Source organism: Amycolatopsis lexingtonensis (genome assembly GCF_014873755.1).
GTDB lineage: Bacteria > Actinomycetota > Actinomycetes > Mycobacteriales > Pseudonocardiaceae > Amycolatopsis > Amycolatopsis lexingtonensis.
Map to the genome: position 1 here is coordinate 4951370 of NZ_JADBEG010000001.1, position 21881 is coordinate 4973250.

At 72.0% G+C, this 21881-nt stretch carries 21 protein-coding genes; 5 read left to right on the plus strand and 16 right to left on the minus strand.

Features of this window, described 5'->3' with window-relative positions; all coding sequences use genetic code 11:
• Positions 1-197 precede the first annotated feature (197 nt).
• On the plus strand, positions 198-2384 hold the full coding sequence (locus H4696_RS22090) for an MMPL family transporter (protein ID WP_192782473.1): 2187 nt from the start codon (positions 198-200) through the stop codon (positions 2382-2384).
• Positions 2385-2495: 111 nt separating this feature from the next.
• On the opposite strand, the gene H4696_RS22095 is transcribed toward H4696_RS22090, so the two are convergent.
• Genes H4696_RS22095 through hisD form a run of 4 tightly spaced genes read right to left on the minus strand, consistent with a single transcriptional unit; the run spans position 2496 to position 5669 of the window.
• A complete protein-coding gene (locus tag H4696_RS22095; protein WP_169734831.1) occupies positions 2496-2654 on the minus strand; it encodes a hypothetical protein in 159 nt (52 codons plus the stop codon).
• Positions 2651-3250 carry an imidazoleglycerol-phosphate dehydratase HisB gene (hisB, locus tag H4696_RS22100; RefSeq protein WP_086856650.1) on the minus strand — a complete coding sequence of 200 codons (600 nt, stop codon included), beginning with the start codon at positions 3248-3250 and terminating at the stop codon, positions 2651-2653. The genes H4696_RS22095 and hisB overlap by 4 nt, the downstream gene beginning before the upstream one ends.
• On the minus strand, positions 3247-4347 hold the full coding sequence (locus H4696_RS22105) for a histidinol-phosphate transaminase (RefSeq protein WP_086856651.1): 1101 nt from the start codon (positions 4345-4347) through the stop codon (positions 3247-3249). Before H4696_RS22105 ends, hisB begins: the two co-directional genes overlap by 4 nt.
• Positions 4344-5669: a histidinol dehydrogenase gene (gene hisD, locus H4696_RS22110; RefSeq protein ID WP_086856652.1), complete on the minus strand. Its 1326-nt coding sequence runs from the start codon at positions 5667-5669 to the stop codon at positions 4344-4346. Before hisD ends, H4696_RS22105 begins: the two co-directional genes overlap by 4 nt.
• Positions 5670-5753: 84 nt before the next feature.
• Here hisD and H4696_RS22115 point away from each other — a divergent pair, with 84 nt between their 5' ends.
• Positions 5754-6548, plus strand: a complete 795-nt coding sequence (locus H4696_RS22115; RefSeq protein ID WP_086856653.1) for a carbon-nitrogen hydrolase family protein — start codon at positions 5754-5756, stop codon at positions 6546-6548.
• On the opposite strand, the gene H4696_RS22120 is transcribed toward H4696_RS22115, so the two are convergent.
• From H4696_RS22120 to eccB, 3 genes are read right to left on the minus strand one after another with little or no spacing between them, the layout of a single operon-like run.
• On the minus strand, positions 6545-7204 hold the full coding sequence (locus H4696_RS22120) for a response regulator (protein ID WP_086856654.1): 660 nt from the start codon (positions 7202-7204) through the stop codon (positions 6545-6547). The genes H4696_RS22115 and H4696_RS22120 overlap by 4 nt on opposite strands.
• Positions 7201-7893, minus strand: a complete 693-nt coding sequence (locus H4696_RS22125; RefSeq protein WP_211299603.1) for a response regulator transcription factor — start codon at positions 7891-7893, stop codon at positions 7201-7203. Before H4696_RS22125 ends, H4696_RS22120 begins: the two co-directional genes overlap by 4 nt.
• 11 nt (positions 7894-7904) lie before the next feature.
• The gene (eccB, locus tag H4696_RS22130) at positions 7905-9326 is read right to left on the minus strand and encodes a type VII secretion protein EccB (RefSeq protein ID WP_086856656.1); all 1422 of its coding nucleotides are present in this window, start codon (positions 9324-9326) and stop codon (positions 7905-7907) included.
• 139 nt (positions 9327-9465) lie between these two features.
• Between eccB and H4696_RS22135 the strand changes: the two genes are divergently transcribed.
• Positions 9466-10515: a type VII secretion protein EccE gene (locus H4696_RS22135; protein ID WP_086856657.1), complete on the plus strand. Its 1050-nt coding sequence runs from the start codon at positions 9466-9468 to the stop codon at positions 10513-10515.
• 63 nt (positions 10516-10578) lie between these two features.
• On the opposite strand, the gene eccD is transcribed toward H4696_RS22135, so the two are convergent.
• From eccD to H4696_RS22165, 6 genes are read right to left on the minus strand one after another with little or no spacing between them, the layout of a single operon-like run.
• Complete coding sequence (gene eccD / locus H4696_RS22140) at positions 10579-11949, minus strand: type VII secretion integral membrane protein EccD (RefSeq protein ID WP_086856658.1); 1371 nt, start codon at positions 11947-11949, stop codon at positions 10579-10581.
• Positions 11949-12269 (minus strand): YbaB/EbfC family nucleoid-associated protein, encoded by a 321-nt coding sequence (locus tag H4696_RS22145; protein ID WP_086856659.1) that lies wholly within the window; start codon positions 12267-12269, stop codon positions 11949-11951. Before H4696_RS22145 ends, eccD begins: the two co-directional genes overlap by 1 nt.
• Positions 12266-12736, minus strand: coding sequence for a hypothetical protein (locus H4696_RS22150; protein ID WP_192782474.1), 471 nt, complete (start codon positions 12734-12736; stop codon positions 12266-12268). The genes H4696_RS22145 and H4696_RS22150 overlap by 4 nt, the downstream gene beginning before the upstream one ends.
• Positions 12736-14097: a WXG100 family type VII secretion target gene (locus H4696_RS22155; protein WP_086856661.1), complete on the minus strand. Its 1362-nt coding sequence runs from the start codon at positions 14095-14097 to the stop codon at positions 12736-12738. Before H4696_RS22155 ends, H4696_RS22150 begins: the two co-directional genes overlap by 1 nt.
• Positions 14098-14100: 3 nt before the next feature.
• Complete coding sequence (locus H4696_RS22160; protein ID WP_086856662.1) at positions 14101-15150, minus strand: hypothetical protein; 1050 nt, start codon at positions 15148-15150, stop codon at positions 14101-14103.
• Positions 15151-15181: 31 nt separating this feature from the next.
• Positions 15182-15955, minus strand: coding sequence for a WXG100 family type VII secretion target (locus tag H4696_RS22165; protein WP_086856663.1), 774 nt, complete (start codon positions 15953-15955; stop codon positions 15182-15184).
• A 142-nt stretch (positions 15956-16097) separates the two neighbouring features.
• Here H4696_RS22165 and eccCa point away from each other — a divergent pair, with 142 nt between their 5' ends.
• Positions 16098-20024: a type VII secretion protein EccCa gene (gene eccCa / locus H4696_RS22170; RefSeq protein WP_086856664.1), complete on the plus strand. Its 3927-nt coding sequence runs from the start codon at positions 16098-16100 to the stop codon at positions 20022-20024.
• A gap of 44 nt (positions 20025-20068) precedes the next feature.
• Here the strand turns inward: eccCa and H4696_RS22175 are convergent, their stop codons facing one another.
• Together H4696_RS22175 and H4696_RS22180 are read right to left on the minus strand one after the other, a co-directional pair.
• Complete coding sequence (locus H4696_RS22175) at positions 20069-20551, minus strand: hypothetical protein (protein ID WP_086856665.1); 483 nt, start codon at positions 20549-20551, stop codon at positions 20069-20071.
• A gap of 32 nt (positions 20552-20583) precedes the next feature.
• Positions 20584-21009 (minus strand): hypothetical protein, encoded by a 426-nt coding sequence (locus H4696_RS22180; protein ID WP_086856666.1) that lies wholly within the window; start codon positions 21007-21009, stop codon positions 20584-20586.
• 142 nt (positions 21010-21151) lie between these two features.
• On the opposite strand from H4696_RS22180, the gene H4696_RS22185 reads away from it, so the two are divergent.
• A complete protein-coding gene (locus H4696_RS22185) occupies positions 21152-21433 on the plus strand; it encodes a hypothetical protein (protein WP_192782475.1) in 282 nt (93 codons plus the stop codon).
• A 46-nt stretch (positions 21434-21479) separates the two neighbouring features.
• On the opposite strand, the gene H4696_RS22190 is transcribed toward H4696_RS22185, so the two are convergent.
• Entirely contained in the window at positions 21480-21881 is a 402-nt protein-coding gene (locus H4696_RS22190; RefSeq protein WP_143264936.1) for a hypothetical protein, read from the minus strand.

Consider the following 21881-nt stretch of genomic DNA (forward strand, 5'->3'; position numbering starts at 1 on the left):
TCAGCGAGCCGTCGGAGCGTACGTCACTCCCTGTCGATCGGCAAACTCACTTACTTGCCGATCGACAGGGACAAACCTTGCTGTTCGGCAAGTCACATACTTGCCGATCGGCTTGGACCCCCCCTTGCCGATCGGCTAGCTTGGAAAGGAACCTGATGGAGTGAACCGAGCCCGTCCGGGCGAAACGGAGCTGACTCGTGGCGACCTTCCTGTACCGGCTCGGCCGGTTGTCCTTCCGGCGGCGAGCGCTGGTCGCCGCCGTCTGGGCGGCCGTCCTCGTGGCGCTCGGGCTGGGTGCCCTGACGCTCTCGGGCCAGCTGTCGAACTCGGTGACGATCCCCGGCACCGAGTCGCAGCGGGCGATCGACCAGCTGACCGAGAAGTTCCCGCAGGCCAACGCCGGTGGCGCGACCGCTCGCGTGGTGATCGAGGCCCCGACCGGGACCACGGTGACCGACGCGAAGGGCAAGGCCGCCGTCGAGTCGCTGGTCACGCAGCTGAAGACGGCGCCGAAGGTCGCCGTCGTCGTGGACCCGTTCCAGGCGCAGTCGATCTCACCCGATCAGCGCGTCGCGCTCGCCCAGGTCAGTTACGGAGCGAAGGCGTACGAGCTGACCGAAGAGGACCGCCAGGCACTGCAAGCCCCCGCGGACGCGGCCCGGGCCGCCGGGTTCACCGTCGAGTTCGGCGGCGACGCCGTGCAGGGCATCCCCGAGACCGGCGCCACCGAAGGCCTGGGTGTCGCGGTCGCCGCCGTCGTGCTGATCATCACCTTCGGCTCGCTGGTCGCGGCCGGCATCCCGCTGCTCACCGCGCTGATCGGCGTCGGCACCGGGATGGGCGGCATCTTCCTCGCTTCGGGCTTCCTCGAGCTGAACTCGAACACGCCGATCCTCGCGCTGATGATCGGCTTGGCCGTCGGCATCGACTACGCGCTGTTCATCGTTTCGCGCTACCGGCACGAGCTGCACCTCGGCCGCGACCCCGAAGAAGCCGCCGGACGCGCAGTCGGCACCGCCGGCTCGGCCGTCGTGTTCGCCGGGCTCACCGTCATCATCGCGCTGGCCGGCCTGACCGTCGTCGGCATCCCGTTCCTCGGCCAGATGGGCGTCGCCGCCGCGGTGACCGTCGCGGTCGCCGTGCTCATCGCGCTGACGCTGCTGCCCGCGGTGCTCGGGTTCGCCGGCGCCCGCGTCGCCGGCAGCCGCATCCGGCTGCGCCGCAAGCCGGTCGAACCGACGCACGGCGAGCGCTGGGCGCGGTTCGTGGCGCGGCACCGGATCCCGGTGCTGCTCGTCGCGCTGGCCGGCATGGCCGTCGTCGCGCTGCCCGCACTGGGCATGCAGCTCGGCCTGCCCAACGACAGCACCGCCGCACCGGAATCGACGCAGAAGAAGGCCTACGACATCGCGAGCCGCAGCTTCGGCGAAGGCTCCAACGGCCCGCTGCTGGTCGTCGTCGACACCGGCGCGAGCACCAACCGCCAGGCCGCGCTCAGCCAGGCCGCGGCGGACATCCAGAAGCTGCCCGACGTCGCCGCCGTGACGCCGCCGCGCGTCAACCAGACCGGGGACACCGCGCTGCTGACGGTGATCCCGAAGAGCGGCCCGAGCAGCACGCAGACCGAAGATCTGGTGGCCGCGATCCGCACCGAGTCGGGCGTCCTGGAGAACGCGACCGGCGCCAAGCTCGCCGTCACCGGCCAGACCGCGGCGAACATCGACGTCTCGGAGAAGCTGTCGGACGCGATGCTGCCGTACCTGGCGCTGATCGTCGGGCTGGCGTTCGTGCTGCTGATGCTGGTGTTCCGCTCGGTCGTGGTGCCGCTGAAGGCGACGATCGGCTTCCTCGGCTCGGTCGCGGCGACGTTCGGCGCGGTGGTCGCGGTGTTCCAGTGGGGCTGGCTGACGGACCTGCTCGGTGTCGAGTCGACCGGGCCGATCATGAGCATGCTGCCGATCCTGCTGATCGGTGTCCTGTTCGGGCTCGCGATGGACTACCAGGTGTTCCTGGTGACGCGGATGCGCGAGGAGCACGTCCACGGCGCGGAGCCGCAGGAGGCCATGGTCACCGGCTTCCGCCACGGCGCGCGCGTGGTCGTCGCGGCGGCGCTGATCATGATCAGCGTGTTCGCCGGCTTCATCCTGGCCGAATCGTCGCTGATCCAGTCGATCGGCTTCGCGCTGGCGTTCGGCGTGCTGGTGGACGCGTTCGTGGTCCGGATGACGCTGGTGCCGGCCGTGATGTCGCTGCTCGGCCGCGGCGCGTGGTGGCTGCCGAAGTGGCTCGACCGCATCCTGCCGGACGTCGACGTCGAGGGCGAGAAGCTCACGAAGCACCTGGACGAGCCGGAAGAGCGCGAACTGGTCGGCGCGAGCCGCTGAGCCTGGTTGTCCACAACCCCGCGGGGTTGTGGACAACCAGGCTCCGGCCGCGGGAGTTGTCGGCCGCCGCCGATAGACTGGACGTGGGACGCCCCCCAGGGAGGGCGGGGGCTAGCTGGAGAGCCAGAAGATCGCGCCGCCGATGGCCAGCAGGGCCGCGACGCCCAGGACGACGGCCATGACCTTGGCCGTCTTCCACGTCGAATAGACCCCGCCCACCAGGAAGCCGCCGAGGGCGAGCAGCAGGACGCCGATGACACTGTTGCTCACAGAACGCCCTTCGTCGACGGGATGCCGCCCGCGCGCGGGTCCGGCTCCGTCGCCGCGCGCAACGCCCGTGCCACCGCCTTGTACTCCGCCTCCGCGATGTGGTGCGGGTCGCGGCCGTGGATCACGCGCACGTGCAGGGCGATCTGCGCGTGGAACGACAGCGAGTCGAAGACGTGCCGCGTCAGCACGAACGGGTAGTTGCCGCCGATCGTGAAGGTGTTGAACTGCTCCGGCTCGCCCACGTGCACGCAGTACGGGCGGCCCGACACGTCGATCGCCGCGTGGGCCAGGGTTTCGTCCATCGGGATCCACGCGTCGCCGAAGCGGCGGATGCCGCTCTTGTCGCCCAGTGCCTGGCGGATCGCCTGGCCGAGGACGATCGCCGTGTCCTCCACCGTGTGGTGGGCGTCGATGTGGACGTCGCCGGTCGCCTCGACCTTGAGGTCCAGGGAGCCGTGGACGCCGAACGCCGTGAGCATGTGGTCGTAGAACGGCACGCCGGTCGAGATGTCGACCTCGCCGGTGCCGTCGAGGTCCAGCTGCACGAAGATCGAGGACTCCTTGGTGGTCCGCTCGACCTTGCCGATGCGCGTCATCGGGAAACTTCCTTACTCGCCTCGAGGAAGGCGTCGTTCTCTTCCGGGGTGCCGATGCTCACGCGCAGGTGCCCCTCGATGCCGGGATCGCGGATCAGCACGCCGGCGTCGAGGTAGGCCCGCCAGGCGGCGGCCGGGTCGGGGAACCGTCCGAAGAGGACGAAGTTCGCGTCGCTCGGGACCGGGTCGAAACCCAGTCCCGCCAGCGCTTCCACGACGCGGTCGCGTTCCGCGGCCAGCTTGTGCACACTGTCCAAAGTGGCGTCGGCGTGCCGCAGCGCCGCGCGCGCGGCCGCCTGCGTCAACCGCGAAAGGTGGTACGGCAGGCGCACCAGCTGCAGCGCGTCGACGACGGCGGGGGCGGCGGCCAGGTAGCCGAGCCGCCCGCCGGCGAAGGCGAACGCCTTGCTCATCGTGCGCGACACGATGAGCTGGGCCGGGTAGTCGGCCAGCAGCTCCACCGCGCTCGCCTGCGAGGAGAACTCCGCGTACGCCTCGTCGACCACCACGATCCCGGTCGCCGCCTCGATCACCACGCGCAGCTCGCCCAGCGGGATCGAGCCGCCGGTCGGGTTGTTCGGGCTGGTGACGAACACGATGTCCGGCTGCCGTTCGCGGATGAGCCGCGCGGCCGCCGCCGTGTCCAGCGTGAAATCGGGGCGGCGCGGGGCCGGGAGCCACTCGGTGCGGGTACCCGACGCGATGATCGGGTGCATCGAGTACGACGGCTCGAAGCCGAGCGCGGTGCGCCCGGGACCGCCGAAGGCCTGCAGGATCTGCTGCAGGACCTCGTTGGACCCGTTGGCGGCCCAGACGTTCGACTCCGACAGCACGACCCGCGTCGACACGCTCAGGTAGTCGGCCAGGTCCTGGCGCAGCGCCACGGCGTCGCGATCCGGGTAGCGGTGCAGCTCGGCGGCTTCCGCGCGGACCGCCTCCGCCACGTCCGCGACCAGCTCGGGCGGCGGCGGGTACGGGTTTTCGTTGGTGTTGAGCCGGACCGGGACGTCCAGCTGCGGCGCGCCGTACGGGGACTTTCCGCGCAGGTCCTCGCGCAGCGGCAGCGCGGCCAGCGTGATCTCTTCGCCGATCGTCATCGGACCGAACCCCCGAACCGGGCGGCGACGGCTTCGCCGTGCGCGGGGAGGTCCTCGGCGTCGGCCAGCGCGACGACGCGGCCGGCGACCTCGCGCAGCGCCTCCTCCGAGTAGTCCACGACGTGGATGCCCTTGAGGAAGCTCTGCACCGACAGGCCCGAGGAGTGGCGGGCGAACCCGCCGGTGGGCAGCACGTGGTTGGACCCGGCGCAGTAGTCGCCGAGCGACACCGGGGCGTACGCGCCGACGAAGATCGCGCCCGCGTTGCGGACCCGGGCCGCGACCGCGCGCGCGTCCGCCGTCTGGATCTCCAGGTGCTCGGCGGCGTAGGCGTCGACGACCCGCAGGCCGTCGTCCACTGTGGACACCAGAATGATGCCGGACTGCTTGCCGCCCAGTGCTTCGGCGACTCGCTCGCTGTGCTTGGTCGCGGCGACCCGGCTGGCGAGGTCCTTGTCGACGGCGTCGGCGAGCTGTTCCGACGTCGTCACCAGGACGCTCGCGGCCAGGGGGTCGTGCTCGGCCTGGCTGATCAGGTCGGCGGCGACGTGCACCGGGTCCGCGGTCTCGTCGGCGAGGATGGCGATCTCGGTCGGGCCGGCTTCGGAGTCGATCCCGATCAGGCCGCGCAGCAGCCGCTTCGCCGCGGTCAGGTAGATGTTGCCCGGCCCGGTGACGATGTCGACCGGGGCGAGCTCGGCGCCGTCGGTGTCCGTGCCGCCGTAGGCCAGCAGCGCGACGGCCTGCGCCCCGCCCGCGGCCCACACCTCGTCGACGCCGAGCAGCTCGGCCGCGGCGAGGATGGTGGGGTGCGGCAGCCCGCCGAACGCGGCCTGCGGCGGCGAGCAGACGACCAGGGAGCCGACGCCGGCGATCTGCGCCGGGACGACGTTCATCACCACGGTCGAGGGGTACACCGCGAGGCCGCCCGGGGCGTACAGCCCGACGCGCTCGACCGGCACCCACTTCTCGGTGACCGTGCCGCCCTCGACGACGGTGGTCGTGACGTCGGTCCGGCGCTGCTCGGCGTGCACCTTCCGGGCGCGGGTGATGGACTCCTCCAGCGCCGCGCGCACGGCCGGGTCCAGCTGCTCCAGCGCGCGCGTCAGCTCGGCGCGCGGCACGCGCACGGCGGCGGGCCGCACCTTGTCGAACTTCTCGGTGTACTCGAGGACGGCTTCGACACCGCGGTCACGGACCGCCTCGACCACCGGGCGCACGTGATGCAGCGCGGCGTCCACGTCGTATTCGGCGCGTGGGAGCGTCGCGCGCAGTTCGGCGGCGGTCGGGACCTGCCCGCGCAGGTCGGTGCGGTTCAACATGCCCTCCAGGGTACGAGGTCACACTGGAGCACTCGTCGGCGATACTCCCCGGTGACGGCGGATCCCAGCATGCAGGAGGCAGCGGTGGCGCGAATCGCGTTGTGCCAGGTCAACTCGGGTGACGAGCCGGAGGCGAATCTGAAGCTCGTTCGCGCCGGCGTGGAAGCCGCGGTGGCGGGCGGCGCGCGGATCGTCGTGTTCCCCGAAGCGACGATGGCGCGCTTCGGCCGTCCGCTGGAGCCGGTCGCGGAGCCGCTCGACGGGCCGTGGGCCTCGGCGGTCGCCGCCGTCGCCGCCGAGTACGACGTCGTGGTCGTCGCCGGGATGTTCACCCCCGCGGACGGTGGCCGGGTCCGCAACACGCTGCTGATCACCGGCGGCGGGCACCACCGCGGCTACGACAAGATCCACCTCTACGACGCGTTCGGGTTCGCCGAGTCCGACACGGTGGCGCCCGGTTCGGCGGTGACCACCTTCGAGCTCGACGGTGTCGTGTACGGCGTCGCGACCTGCTACGACCTGCGGTTCCCGGAGCTGTTCCGCGCGCTGGCCGACGACGGCGCCGACGTCGTGCTGCTGCCGGCGTCGTGGGGCGCCGGCGAGGGCAAGCGCGACCAGTGGGAGGTCCTGGTGCGGGCGCGGGCCCTGGATTCGGGCTGCTGGGTGCTGAGCTGCGGCCAGGCCGACCCCGCGGCGACGGGCCTCACGGTCAACCCGAAGGCGCCGACGGGGATCGGGTACTCGCTGGTCGCGGACGGTTTCGGCCGAGTCGTCGCCCAAGCCGGCGCCGCGCCCGAGACGCTGCTGGTGGACGTCGATCCGGCCGTGTCGGCCAAGGCCCGCACCGCCACGGGAGCCCTGGCCAACCGCCGCCTTTAGCGGAGCAGTCCTTCGCGGATGGCGACCCGGACGAAGCCCGCGCGCCGCCGTTCGCCGGTCTTGTCGCGGATGCGGTCCAGGTAGGACCGGACCGTCCGGACGCTGATGTTCAGGATCTCGGCGACGTCGACGTCGCGCTCCCCGGCCGCCACCAGCCGGAGCACCTGCTTTTCCCGTTCCGACAGCACGATCTTCGGCCCGGCGTGCCGCTCTTCGCTGTCCTGGATGATCATCCCCGCCAGCGTCGGCGACACGTACGCGTTGTCGTCGGCGATGGTGCGGATCGCGCGCAGCAGCTCGTCGCCGTCGACGTCCTTGGACAGGAAGCCCTTCGCGCCCGCCTGCATCGCGCCGAGCACCTCCGGCTGTTCCGCGTGCGCGGACACCACCAGCACCTTGTGCCCCATCTGCCCCACTTCCAGGACCGCGGCCGCGTCCTGGACCCCGCGCAGCTTGAGGTCGAGGACCACGACGCTGCCCGCCGGCTGGTCCTGGACCGCGAACCGGGCCACCGAATCGGCGACCGCGCCGAGCTCGATGTCCGGCGCCTCGGTGAGCACGCGGGTCAGCGCGTACCGGTAGAGCGGGTGGTCCTCGATCACGCCCACGTGGATCCGCCGCGGCGACGGGGCCGGGGACTCCTCCTGCTCGCTCATTTGCGGCCGCCGCGCCGGGGGCCCGCGCCGCCTATCAGGCCACGCCGGATGGCCTCCTTGACCAGCCCCGGCCGCCGCCGTTCGCCCGTCTTGTCGCGGATCCGGTCGAGGTAGCCCCGCACGGTCCGGACGCCGATGCCGAGGATCAGGGCGATGTCGACGTCCCGCTCCCCCGCCGCCACCAGCCGCAGCACCTGCTCTTCGCGCGGCGACAGCTCGGCGTCCGCCGAGACGGCCGGCCGGTCCGCGTTGTCCTTCATGATCATCCCGGCGACGACGGCCGAGACGTACGCGCCGCCGCCCGCCACCGTCTTGATCGCGATCAGCAGCTCGTCGGCGTCGACGTCCTTCGACAGGAAGCCACGCGCCCCCGCCGCGATCGCGCCCAGCACCACTTCCGGCTCCGCCTGCGCGGAAACCACGAGCACGTGGTGCCCCAGTTCGCACACCTCCAGCACCGCCGCGGCGCCCGCCACGCCGGGGAGCCCGAGGTCGAGCAGGACCACGCTGCCCGGCGGCTGCCGGTGCACGTGGAACCGCGCCACCGAATCGACCACCGCGCCGAGCTCGACGAAGTCGGCCTCGGCCAGTACGCGCTCGACGGAGACGCGGTACAGCGGATGGTCTTCGATGACCGCGACGCGGACCCGCCCCTGGTCCACTTCGCCGGCCGAACGCTCTTCTGTCATCTGCACGACTTTCACCCCGTTCCACCCGACGGAGCCGGCCGCCCGGCCGTGGCCGGGTCCAGCGCGGGGCCCGTCGGCACCAATGCCAGCAAACTACCTGCGACCGGCGGCTTGGCCACTCCTCCGTAGCCGAGCGAGGACAGCGCCTGCGCGCTCACCACCGGGTACTTCCGGCCCGTATCGGTCACCAGGTAGGTGGTGGCCGAGCCGGCTTCGACGACGACGGCTCCCCCCGACGGAGGCACGAACACCTCGTCCGCCACCCTTGCTTCGGTCCGGGTGGCGACCTGGATGGCTTTGGCACCAGGGGAAAGCGGGAATTCGGCCGAAACGAGCAACCGGTTGCCCTGAACGCACAAGGCGACCGAACCGCCGGTGATCGGCGCCTTGCCGGGAATGCGGTCGGGGTAGGCCGCCGGGTCGGCGCCACCGGCGCGGGGCGCGGCGACCTTGGCCACCGCGGCGACGTCGGCCGCGCGGACCTCCACCGGCGCGGGCGGCCCGGGATAGGCGGCGGCGTTGGCTCCCGTCGTCACCAGGAGGCTCGCTTCGGTCTGCCCGACCGGCTCGAGACCGTCACGGCGGACCAGGTAGTACGAAGTCGCGGCGCCGGGCGCGGCCATCGCGTCCACGACGGCGAGGACCTCCCCGACGCGGGTTTCGCGCCCGCCCACCGCGGGCCCGCGGTCGCCGGCGCCCTCGACCGGCAGCGCGGCGAGGTCGCGGCCGGCCGGGACGGTGTCGATCCAGCGCGAGGACACCGCGATCGTCGGGTAGCTGTCGAACTGCAGCGCGGTCGCGGCCTCGTCGCTCAGCTTGTAGCGCCGCCCGCCGGCGAGGAGGAACCGGTCCCCCTGCGGCAGCCGGACGATCACGCCCTGGTCGCGCGGCAGTTCGACGCCGGACGCGGGCGGGGCGAGCAGGACGGCGGTGCGCGGTTCTTCCGACGCGGGCGCGTCCTGGGTGGTGCGGCTGCAGCTCGTCCACGCGGCGCTCACGAGTGCACCGGTCGCGGGCAGCGAGTCGGGCGCGCCCGGGATGCCGATCTGGGTGCCGCGGCCCGCCTTGCCGAGATTCTCCGGCGAGACGCTGACGGTCGCTTCGCCGTTGCCGCCGGCCAGCAGCCGCGCGGACGCGTAGTTGAGCACCGGGTGCAGCACGCCGTCGGCGCCGAGGATGAACCGCGCGCCGGTGCCCTCCTCGACGATCACCTTGCCGCCGGCGAGCCAGTCCTTGCCGCCCGAGGGGTTCAGCAGGCCGATGATCCCGAAGACGGCGGTGACGAGCAGCGCGGCCACGAGACCCAGCACGGTGGCCAGCACGAGCCGGCGGCTGGGCGAGACGGGGTGGTTGGCGTCGGCGGCGACGAGCGCGGAAACGAGCCTGCGGCGGAGGAACTGGTACGCCTGGATCTGGTCCCGCTGCGTCCACACGCTGCTGTGCCCCCGGTGTGCGTCGTCCCTCCGAGTGACCGATGCTAAGCACCCGCCCGCGGGGCGACGAGGGTAATTTTTACGCCCACGCGGCATCTGGGGAGGCAGTAGCGTCGGGTTCCCGGGGAAAGGGGAGCCCGTGTCCGTCGAAACCGCCGGCGCCGTCCGCCCGGCACCGTCCCGGCCCGCTTCCGCGCCACTGCCCTGGCTGCTGCCGATCCGGCCGCTGCAGGCCGCGGTGTGGGAGCTCGCCGCGATCGCCGTCCTGCTGGCCTGGTTGGTAAAAGGCGTCACTCAGCCGGTGCAGATCGCCGTCAGCGCGGTCGCCGGGGCCGTCGTGCTGCTGACGTCCGTGCGGTTCGCCGGACGGCACCTGGCGGGGTGGGCACTGACGTGGACGGCGTTCCGGCTCCGGCGCCACGACACCCGCCGCGACAGCCCGGACCCGCTGCTGTCGGTGGCCGGGCCGGTGAAGGTCCGCCAGCACGTCGACCGCGCGGGCAACCGCTTCGGCGTCGCGGAAGTCGACGGCGGCTGGAGCGCGCTGGTGCGGCTGACGCCGGGAACGGGCGCGCCGGGCGCGCTGGCCGACATCCTGCGGGAGGCCTACCGGCGCACGGACGTCCCGCTGGCTTCGGCCCAGCTGCTGACGTGGGCCATCCCCCGCGGCGACCAGGTGCTGCGCGTGCGGTGGCTGGCGGTGCGCTACCGCCCGGACCTGGCCCCGATCGCGGCACTGGCCCGCGGCGGCGGCGACCTCGGGGCGCTGCGGAGCACGGCGTCGGCGGCGTTGAGCTTGATGGGCGCGCTGGCCGAGGCGGGGTACCAGAGCACCGTGCTGGAGGCCGGGGAGCTGGCGAAGGAACTGCGGGTGGCGCTGGGCGTCCAGGGGCCCGCGTCCGGTGCGCCGGAGGGGTGGCGGTCCTGGACGTGGGGCGGCGGTGCGCCGCAGATGTGCTTCGCGCCGAGGACGCCGCGGGCGTTGGACTTGGCGGTGCCGGGCGCGGCGTTCACGGCGACGTCGTACACGCTGACCCGGACCGCGGGCGGCAAGGAGAAGGCGGAAGTGACGATCCGGGTGGGGGCTCGGCCGGGTGCCCCGGTCCCGGCACCGCCGTCGGCCGTCCCCTTGCACGGCCGCCACGGCGCCGGAGTCCGCCAGACGCTCCCGCTGGCGCTGGACAGCTGAGATGCCGTGAAGGCCCCCTTCACGGTCATAAATGCCGGTAAGGAGGCCTTCACGGACTTTGGCTCAGCCGCGGACGGCCTCGTAGACGCCCGCGATCATGCCGACCAACGGGACCAGCGACAGCAGCACCAGGAACTCGGACACGTCCAGCAGCCTCGACCAGTACGGCGAACGCAGCCCGCGCGCCACCCGCGTCGCGTACACCAGGCACAGCGCCGCCGCCAGGACGACCGCGCAGCCCGCCGCGAACAGCACCGTCCGGTTGCCCGAAGCCACCAGCCACACGCCGGCGCACACCAGGCTCAGGATGCCGAACCCGACCAGCACCAGCCGCTGCGCCCGGCCCGCGTACGAGCGTGACCGCAGGATCCACGCCACGCCCAGTACCGCCGCCAATCCCGCTTCCCACGGCCCGGCCGAAGACAGCACGATGGAAGAAGCCAGCACCACCATGCCGAGCGCGACGAGCAGGCCCGTCAGCACGGCTTGGGCGTGGGACGTCCGGCCGATCATCTCGGTGCCGAGCGACGGCTGTTCGTCCGCGCGGAACGCCTCCATGTCGTCCGGGACGCGGGGCAGCGGCAACCGTGCGAGGCGCAGGGACAGCATCGGGGCGACCGCGGCCAGCGCCGTGCACAGCACCGCGGCCACCGAGGCGGCCGAAGCGGGTGAGACGCCGGCCAGCAGCACCACGCCCGTCGTCAGGGCGCCGATGCCCGCCGCGCCGGTGATCGCCACGAACCACGGGAGGCGGTCGGCCACCGAGACCGCCGCCAGGACGCCGAACACCGTCACCGCCGCGAACCCGGCCGCCAGCGGGCCCGCCGACAGCGAGAACAGCGGGTGCGGTGGCAGCACGGACATCCCCGCCAGCACCGCGACCCCGACACCCGCGACCGCGCCCGCTGCCCCGGCCTCGGCGTCGCCGTAAGCCCGGCTGAGCGCGCCGCCGCCGAGCAGCAGCACCAAGGCCAAGAGCCCGGTCCCGATCGGCGCCAGGACGCTGCCGGACGCCGCCGACTGCACCAGCAGCCCGCCCGCCAGCAGCAGCACGACCGCGGCCACCAGGCCGGACCGGCGCGCCACCGACGGGCCCCAGCCGCCGGAGGTGTCGGCGACGCTCGCGATCGAGTCGATGACGTCGTCGAACAGCAGCGGACCCCGCGGGCGTTCCCGCGGGGTCAGGTGGAGCACTTCGCCGTCCCGGATCTGGGCGGCCGCGACGCTCAGGCCCAAGGCCAGTGGCGCGCCGCCGAGCCGGGAGAGCACCCAGCCGGGGTGCTCCGCCGACGCCTGCCCGGCGGCTCCGGCCAGCCGGACCAGCTGCGGCACCAGCTCGGCGAACGTCGACTGCTGCGGCAGGGCGACGTCCACGCGGGCCCGCGGCGTGACCACCGTGACCCGCCGCGTCGTCCCGGTGAGAGAAGCCGTCATCACACCTCTTTCGCGGCCGAGATCACCGGCGCGAACTTGGCGTTCGACGCCTCGGCGAGCTTCTGCAGCCCGGCGTTCACCGCCTCGAGGACGATCTCCGAAAGGTTGCGGGCGTCGTACTCGCGGATCGCGCGGGGGTCGATGTCGATCGAGGTGAACCGGCCGTCGCCGCGGAGGGTGACGGTGACCTCGTTCTGCCGCGAGTGCGCCTTGACCTCCATCGCCTCGACCGTGCGCTGGATCCGCTGGACCTCTTCGGTCTGCTTGCGCACCTGCGCGAGCAGCTCGTCCATGTCCGGCACCGCGTACGGATCGGTCACTGTGCTTTCCCTTCGTGCTGGCGGACGCGGACGCTGCCCACGAACCGCTGGAAACCGGGTGAGAGCCGCCGCGCGGTCGCGGGCGCGGCCGTGCAGGCGAGCTCGAGCACCAGCCGGTCCGCCGGCACCGCGCCGGGAACCGTCAGGTGCACCTGGGTCTGGATCAGCTCGTCGCCTTCGCCGGTGCGCAGACGGAGCAGCTGCATGACGCCGGGCGCGGCCGCCTCGCCGACGTCGCGGCGGCTCAGCACCTCCAGGCCGGCCAGCGTGCGCGAAAGGCGTTCGACGGCTTCGGCGGCGATGTCGTCGATCGACGCGTCGTCCGGCCGCTGCTGCACGCTCACGGTGATGTTCGGGACGAACTCGCCCGGTGCGGCGTCGTGCACGGCGACGAACACCGCGCCGGAGTCGCCCGGGTCGACGGCGGTCCAGCCGTCCGGGATGACGAAGTCGAGGGGGAGCGTCATCACAGCCCCACGTACGAAACGGCGTCGTCCCAAGCGGATCCGACGGCGTCGGCGGCGTCACTGGCCGCGTGGCCGACCGCGTCGACGGCCGCGCCGCCGTACTCGCCGATCGTGTGGCCGAGCTTCGGCAGGTCGATGTCGATCTTCGCGCCGACACCGAGCCCGAGGCCCAGCGCCGCACCCGCCTTGAAGTTCACCTTGAGGTGCCCGGCGTCGTAGACGGCCTGGGCGTCGAGCTGCGCGCCGAGGCCGTACTGCAGCGTGCCGTTCGCGCCGACGCCGACGCCGGCGACGTCCGCGGCGACCTCGCCCTCGACCTTCCCGCCCACGAAGGCGTTCGCGTGCGCGCCGACGCCGTGCGCGCCGATCGTGCCGGACGCGCTGACCTCGCCGCCGGCGAACACCGTGCCCTTGGCGTGGGCTTCGGCGACGCCCCACTCCTTCTTGGCTTCGGCTTCGCCGTGCAGCGCCGCGAGTTCCGCGTGCCCGGACGCGCCGGCGTCCCAGCCCTTCGACGTGATCTTCCCGTCGTACTCGGGGGAAAACCCGTCCTGCTCGTGCTGGAACTTGTAGTACGTGATCTCGGTGTTGCGGCCGATCTTGTTCTTCAGGCCCTCGGCTTCCGGCTGCCCGAACGGCGTGTCCGCCTTCTTCGGCGCGCGGGTGCCTTCGAGGCCGTCCCAGGTGAGCTTCTTCCAGCCGGAGTTGCCGAACCACGACGGCACGGTCCGCGGCCGCTTCCGGCCGTCGAGCGGTTCGCCGTTGAGCCAGTGCAGCGGGCCGCGGGCCCACTTGCCCAGCTCGTGCTCCAGCCGTCCGACGCCTTCGGGCGGGAACAGCTCGGCGAGCGCGTCGGAGAACTCGTCGACGACCTGGCGGGCGGCCTGCACGCTCTGTTCACCGAGCTGCCGGGCGGCCTGGATGAACGCGCCGACCGAGCCGGAGTTCACCGCGCGGGCCTGCGCGGTCAGCTGCTGGGCGTACTGGTCGAACTGCGCGATCACCGAGTCCACGGCGGCTTTCGCCGACTGGACCAGCTGCGACGCCGCCGACAGCCGCTTCGCCTGGTCGTCGAGCTTCGTGGCCGCGTCGGTGAGTTCCTTGCCGAGTTCGCCGGCCGCGGTGGCGAACTCGGTGTAGGCGTCGCCGTCCCAGTCCGCGTGCAGCGTCTTCGCGGACTCGTCGACTTCGCGGGCCTTGCCCGAGACCGCCGAGGCCTGGGTGGCGACCCGCTGCGACGCGGCGCTCAGCGCCCCCGGGTCACCGGTGACGCGTCTCTGGCACTCGACGAGCACGCGCCGGTACCCGGACAGCACGGAGCTGACCACCCCCGACGCGTCGACCACCCCCGAGGACCACATGGGCTAGTTCCCGGCCGCGTCGTAGCCGACGTGCTGGCTGAAGTGCTTGCCGTTGTAGTCCAGGTCGATGTCGAGGTCGAAGTCCTGCCCGCCCGGAGCCTCCACAGTGGACTCACCGGTGGTGAGGTTGGTGTGGATGACGACCTCGTCGGCGCCGTGCACCGGCACCGAGGGCGGAGCCGGCTGGGTGACCGGCGCCGGCTGCGTCGGCACGGTCGCGCCGTGCTGCGCCGGGTCCACGGCGATCCAGCTGTTCGCCGGGTTCAGCGGGGAGCCGTTCCCGGTCATCGCCGCGCCGCCACTGGAACCGCCGCCGGTGGCGAGCGCGGGCGGGGTGTAGTCGGTGAACGAAGGCTGCTGCGGGATCCCCCCGCCGCTCCCGCCCGCCACCGCCTGCTGCCCGGCCGAGCTTGCCACCGGCGCCGGGGCCTGGGGCGCCGTGACCGGGGTGTTCCCGATCGACGGCGACGTCGCGCCGGAGCTGCCGGAGTCGTGGTGGAAGAGCTTCTCGATCTCGCCGATGACCTGTGCGAGCGTGCTGACCTGCTGGGCGAGGTCGACCGCGCCCAGCGCCTTGAGCAGCGCGCCGATCGAGGTGATGAACGCCCGCAGCGACGCGCTCGTCGCGGTCGACAAAGCGACCGCCGCGCCGTAGGTCCACCAGTTCGACATCAGCGAGGCGACCGTCGGGTTCACCGCGGAGACCACCGCGCGGTAGGCCTCCTGCGCGGTCTTGACCAGGGTGCCCGAGACACCCAGCAGCTCGGCGCCCTTCTGCACGACGTCGATGATCTTCGTCAGCTGGTCCAGGGAGTCGGAGATCTTCTTCAGCGCCGACTCGCTCGCCGCGCCGGACCAGATCTTGCCGAGCTGGTCGGCGGCCTTGGTCAGCTCGGTGTACATGCTGAGGAACTGCTCGGCCTTCTTGACGAGGTCGAGCACGTGCTTGGCGATCTGCTCCGGCTGCCCGGTGACGATCTGCGGCAGGATGGTGATCGGCCCGCCCGAGGACGCGGTCGCGTCCATCGCGCTGGAGTTCGGGAAAGTCAGCATCGGACCTCACAAAGTCTCGGGGTGCGGAGGATCAGACGACGGAGGCGGGCCGGTACACGCTGACCCTCGCCAGCCCGCTGATCCGGGCGTCGAGGAGCCCGTGGTTGTACAGGCGGCCGCCGTCGCCGGCGACGCCGATGACCGGCTGGCGGTCGGAGAACAGCAACGGCTCGACCACCACGACGTCCCCGCTGTGCACGCCGCCGGGAACGTCGGAGAAGGTGCGCGCGGTGCCCGCGTACACCTCGATCAGGCCGACCCGCGCCTGGTTGTCGGCGTCGCCGGCGAGCCAGTCGTTGAAGTCGGCGACGCCGTGGAAGCGGGCGTCGGTGATCGGGTGGTCACCGAGCCCGCCGAGCCGCGCATCCCCCAGGTAGCGCAGCACGTTCCCGACCGACGACGGCTCGCCGTGGGCGCCCGCGCTGTCGTTGATGGCGAGGGTGGCGAGCTCGGACGCGTGCGAGTTGCCCCAGATCGACGACGACGGCGTGGTGGTCCCGTCGTGGCCGCCGCCGTAGCCCGCGGCGGCGTCCCGGTCGGCCGCCTGGTAGGCGTCGGCGCTGGCCTTGACCAGCCCGTTGATCTGCTGCAGCAGCTGCAGGAGCGTCCGGACGGCGGTGATCTGGCTGGAGTGCAGCGCGGCGTTCGCGGCGGCGACGGCGCTGCCGAAGGTCGCGAACGACATCGGCTGCACGACCAGGCGTTCCAGATCGGCCACGGCGTTGATGCCGTGGGCCAGGATGCCCCCGACGTTGCCCACGGCGGAGCGCATCGCCTCGGGCTCAGCCCGGTACTCGCCGGCCATGGGTCTCCTTCCGGATGGCTTGTCCGGCTGAGCGTAAGTTCGTCCCCGGAAGCGGGCGGACGGCAAAAGTACCCACCGCGGCGTGGCGGTAAGTGGCCAAAATACCGGTCAGAGCCGCCCCGAACCGCTGGAGCATTGCAGCATGAGCCTGACCCCCGAGCGTCCTTCCGAGATCGTGCTGCAGTCGCCGCCGATGCTCCCGAAGAGCTCGTCCGGCGGGATGGTCCAGCTGATGATGTTCCTGCCCATGATGCTCGGCATGGGCGCGATGTCGTTCGTCTACATCGGACGCGACGGCGGGGTGATGACCTACATCTTCGGCGCGCTGTTCATCTGCGCCATGGGCGGCATGGTCGTGATGTCGCTCGGCCGCGGCGGCATGGCGAAGAAGGCGCAGATCAACGACGAGCGCCGCGACTACCAGCGGTACCTCTCCGGGCTGCGCGCCCAGGTCCGCGACATCGCCGACGGGCAGCGCGCGGCCATGATCGCCGTCCAGCCCGACCCGGCCGACCTGTGGGCCTACGTCGAATCCGGGAAGCTGTGGGACCGGCGGCGCGCCGACTCCCAGTTCGCGCAGGTGCGCGCGGGCACCGGGCCGCAGCGGCTGGCGACGCCGTTGAAGGCGCCGCAGACCGTGCCGCTGGAAGACCTGGACCCGGTGTCGTCCACCAGCCTCAAGCACTTCATCCGCACCTACTCGACGGTCGACGGGCTGCCGGTGGCGTTGTCGCTGCGCTCGTTCGCCGCGGTGACCGTCGCCGGGCGGCGCCCGGACGTGCTCGGCCTGACCCGGGCGCTGCTGTGCCAGCTCGTCACCTTCCACTCCCCCGGCGACCTGCGGATCGCGGTCTGCGTGTCCCCGGACCGGCAGCACGACTGGGAATGGGCGAAATGGCTGCCGCACGCGACGGCGGCCGGCGCGACCGACGCCGTGGGCTCGCGGCGCCTGGCCGCGGACTCGGCGGCGGGACTGGCCGAGCTGCTCGGCGCGGACCTCGGCGAGCGCCCCGCGTTCAGCCGCCGCGCGGCGAGCCAGCTCGACCTGCCGCACCTCGTCGTGGTCGTCGACGGCGGCAACGCCCACGGCGAACCCCGGCTGATCGGCGAGGACGGCCGCCTCGGCGTCACCGTGCTCGAGGTCGGGCAGGAGCACCCGCGGACGTACTCGACCGAGCGGCTGCTGAGCCTGCACACCGCCCCCGACTCGCTCGGCATGGTCGTCGGCGACGCCACCGAGCAGCGGCTCGGGTTCCTCGGCCGGCCGGACGTCCTCGACCGCGGCGCGGCCGAGGCGCTGGCTCGCATGCTGACGCCGTTGCACACCCCGGCCGCCGTCGTCGGCGAGAAGCCGATGTCGGCGACGTTCGGGCTGGCCGGCCTGCTCGGCATCGGCGACCCGCGCGACACCGACACCACGGTGACGTGGGCACCGCGCGCGGCCCGCGACCGGCTGCGGATCCCGCTCGGCGTCAACCCCGAGGGCCGCCCGGTGGAGCTGGACCTCAAGGAGTCGGCCGAAGGCGGCATGGGCCCGCACGGCCTGGTCATCGGCGCGACCGGGTCGGGCAAGAGCGAGCTGCTGCGGACGCTGGTCACGGCGCTGGCGGTGATGCACTCGTCGGAGACGCTGAACCTGGCGCTGATCGACTTCAAGGGCGGCGCGACCTTCGCCGGGATGACCGGCCTGCCGCACACCTGCGCGGTCATCACGAACCTGTCCGACGACCTCGCGCTCGTCGACCGCATGGCCGACGCGCTCAACGGCGAACTGCTGCGGCGCCAGGAACTGCTGCACGCGGCCGGGAACTACGCGTCCGTGCGGGACTACGAAAAGGCCCGCGCGGACGGCGTCCCGCTGGACCCGCTGCCGTCGCTGCTGGTGATCATCGACGAGTTCTCCGAGCTGCTGTCCGCGCGGCCGGAGTTCATCGACCTGTTCGTCGCGATCGGCCGGCTCGGGCGGTCCCTGGGCATCCACCTGCTGCTGGCGTCGCAGCGGCTCGAGGAGGGCCGGCTGCGCGGGCTGGATTCCCACCTGTCGTACCGGGTCGGGCTCCGGACGTTCTCCGCCGCGGAAAGCCGGGCCGTGCTGGGCGTCGCCGACGCCTACCACCTGCCGCCGGTGCCGGGGTCGGCGTACCTGAAGGCCGACACCGACACGCTGATCCGGCTCAAGGCCGCCTACGTCTCCGGGGAGCTGCCGCCGCGCAGCACGGTCGTGCGCGAGGACGGCCAGGCGCTCGGCGTGCTGCCGTTTTCCCTGGCCCCGGTGGAGATCCCGGTGACGACCGAGATCGAAGAGACGCCGAAGACCGACGGCACCGGCGAGACGATCATCGGCGCGATGCTATCGCGCCTGGAGGGCCGCGGCCCGGCCGCGCACCAGATCTGGCTGCCGCCGCTGAACGAGCCGCCGACGCTGGAGCAGCTCCTGCCGCCGCTGGGCGAGGACGCCGCGCGCGGCCTGTGCCCGCTCGGCTGGGGCGGCAACGGCAAGCTGACCATCCCGGTGGCGCTGGTGGACAAGCCGTTCGAGCAGCGCCGGGACATGCTCTGGGCCGACTTCTCCGGCGCCGGCGGGCACGCGCTGATCGTCGGTGCCCCGCAGAGCGGCAAGTCGACGCTGATGAAGGACATCGCGGGCATGCTCGCGCTGACCCACACCCCGGCCGAGGTCCAGCTGTTCATCCTCGACATGGGTGGCGGCGCGCTGGCCCCGATCGCCGGGCTGCCGCACGTGTCGGGCTACGCGACCCGCCGCGACGCGCAGCGCTGCCGCCGCGTGGTCGCCGAGCTGACGACGTTGCTGGAGCAGCGCGAGGAGTTCTTCGCCGCCAACGGGATCGAGTCGATCACGACGTTCCGCCAGCGCCGCGCGGAGTTCACCGAAAGCACCGACGGCCGCGAGTTCGGCGACGTGTTCCTGTTCGTGGACAACTGGACCACGATCCGCCAGGAGTACGAGCAGCTGGAGGAGCAGATCACCGGCCTGGCCGCGCGCGGCCTCGGCTTCGGCATCCACGTGATCGTCTCGCTCAACCAGTGGATCGGCGTCCGCGCCCAGCTGCGCGACGCGATCGGCACCCGCTTCGAGCTGCGCCTGGGCGACCCGATGGACTCCTCGATCGACCGCAAGGTGGCGGTCAACGTCCCGGCCGACCGCCCCGGCCGCGGCATCACGGCGGAGAAGCTGCACTTCCTGGCGGCCCTCCCCCGCATCGACGGCGACCAGCGCCCGGAGACGATCGGTGCCGGCGGCGTCGACCTGGTGCGGCGGATTTCGGAGGCGTGGAAGGGACCGCGCGCCCCGCAGGTCCGGCTGCTGCCGCCCGAGGTGCCGCTGGACACGCTGCCGGCCGCACCTTCGCGCCAAGTCACCCTGGGGATCGCGGAATCGACGTTGCGCCCGGTGTACCTGGACTTCGCGGCGGACCCGCACTTCGTGGCGTTCGGCGACGTGGAGTCGGGGAAATCGTCGCTGCTGCGTGCTCTGGCACAAGGCATCACCTCGGCGTACACCCCCGAGGAAGCGGCGATCATCGTCGCGGACTACCGGCGTGGCCTGCTGGGCGCGGTGTCCGAGCCGCACCTGCTGGGTTACGCGGGCGCGGAGGGAAAGCTGACGGACCTGATCGGGGAATGCGCTCAGGCCATGCGCAACCGCTTGCCGGGTCCTTCGGTGACGCCGGAGCAGTTGCGGAACCGCTCGTGGTGGCGCGGACCGGAGCTGTTCGTGCTGGTGGACGACTACGAGCTGGTGGCGACGGTGGGGCGGAACCCGTTGCAGCCGCTGCTGGAGTTCCTGCCGCAGGCCCGCGACATCGGCCTCCACGTGATCATCGTCCGGGGTTCCGGCGGCGCTGGCCGGGCGTTGTTCGAGCCGGTGCTGCAACGGTTGCGGGAGCTGGGGTCGCCGGGGTTGATCATGTCGGGGACGAAGGACGAAGGCGCGTTGCTGGCGGATGTAAAGCCTTCGCCGCAGCCGCCGGGCCGGGGAACGCTGGTGTCGCGACGGCACGGGACGGGGCTGGTCCAGGTGGCGTGGACGAAGCCGGCGGAGAGCTGATCAGCGGCGCTGCGCCACGCCGGTAAAGCCGGTCGCCCGGGCGTTCATCCGACCGATGCGGTCATTTCGATGGTGAAGCGGTAGTAGCAGACCGCCAAGTGCTTGCTGCTTGAGAGGTACGGGGTCATGACCTGGACGCGAGCGTCGGGAATCGGCTGAGCGGCGGCGGTGCAGCGATCCAGCGTCGGCTGGTAAGGCGCGTCGGCCCCCTCCGGCAGCGGCAGCACGGCGAACGCCTCCGCGGTGTGGCGTTCGGTGCAGGACGTCAGCAGCACATCGACCTCACCGGTGCCCGTCGGCGACCAGAAGCACTGCCCCGCGACGACGTCGAGCCCGTGCGCCTCGTTCGCGGGCAGCGGATCGGGCTTCGGGGTGACGATGGCGCGGTAGCACAACACCCCGGCGAACATGAGCAAGCCGAAGACGACCACCGCGATCGCGGAACGGCCGCGGCTGACCGGACGACGGCGTCGTTCCTCGCGCATCAGCTCTTCGAACAGCTCGGGATCGTGCTGTGGTGCGGACATGGTTCTCCCTCGTGCTCAACCTCGAGGAGACTCTACTGGCCTGGCGTGCCCGGACCTCGGGCGATGAGAGTCGAGTCTTCTCCCGAGACGATGCGTGCCTCATCCGACCGGGAGCCGGGGTGGGAAAACACCGTGTAACTCGTGCACGCGATCAAGCCGTCCCGTCCCCCGGATTTCAGCGCCAGCACGACGATCGCCGCCCGGTGCCGGGGCTTTGCCTCGATCAGCTCCAGCATCTCCTCGACCTGCACCTCGTCGGCGTGGGCGATCACCAGCGACTGGTAGACAGTCTTCACCTTCAGCCCGAGCACGCCGTAGCAGGCCAGCTCGACGAGATCGCCCGCCGGATCGTGTCCCCGGCTCCGCAGGCTGAACTCGGAGTGGCTCGCGCGGTAGCGGTGGACGTGGAATCCCCGATCGAAGCTGACCGGAAGCCGGGAAAGCGGCGATGTCGTCATGGTTTCATCCAAGAGGGAACAGCGTCTCCCCACCCCGACGTGCCGCTCCCGGCGCCGACTACGCCACGCAACGGAGACAGAGCCGACACCCGATCAGCAGGCATGGTGGCGGCGTCACGAGTAAACCCCGAAATTCTGGAAGTTGCCACTCGAATCAAAGGTCGCACCAACGAATTTGCTTTTAACGACAGTCTACCCGACCAACCCCACCGGCGAACTCACCATGAAAATTCCCGCCGTCTACTCCATCCGCGCCGACGGGCTGTCCGCAGGACAGGGACACAAGCTCAAGGCCTCGCTGACCTCCCACGCCGACGGTGACTCCAGTGTCAACGTCCCCTCTGACGGCACCACCCAAGTCGGCGTCGGCGCCGACTCGAACGGCGCTCCCACCACATTGCTGGACCTAGTGGCCACAACCTGACTGCATTCCGGTGCCGGGTTCCGGGCTCGACGCGCAGGAGCCATCATTACCCCCGGGCGATGACCGTCCACTCCTGCGCCGAAGCGACGTAAGCGTCGTCGGACAGCTCTCGCGGGCACGACCGGACGGTGTAGCTCATGCAAGCCACCAGACCGTCCGGCCCGCTCGACTTGAGCGCCAAAGCGATGACGTCCGGAGCGCGTTCCAGACCGAGTCCTGCCACCTCGAGGATTTCGCGCACCTGATCGTCCTGTGCCCGAGCCAGTTCCAACCGCGGGTACACCGTCTTCAGCTTCACCCCGAGCACCCCGTAGAAGGTGATCTGGATGAAGTCGTCGGCAGAATCGGGACCGAAGCTCCGCAGGCTGAGCTCCGAATGACTCAGCTGGTACCGCCACGGCCGGAACTTCCGGTCGAAAGCGATCGGGAGTCGGGCGATCGGTTGCAT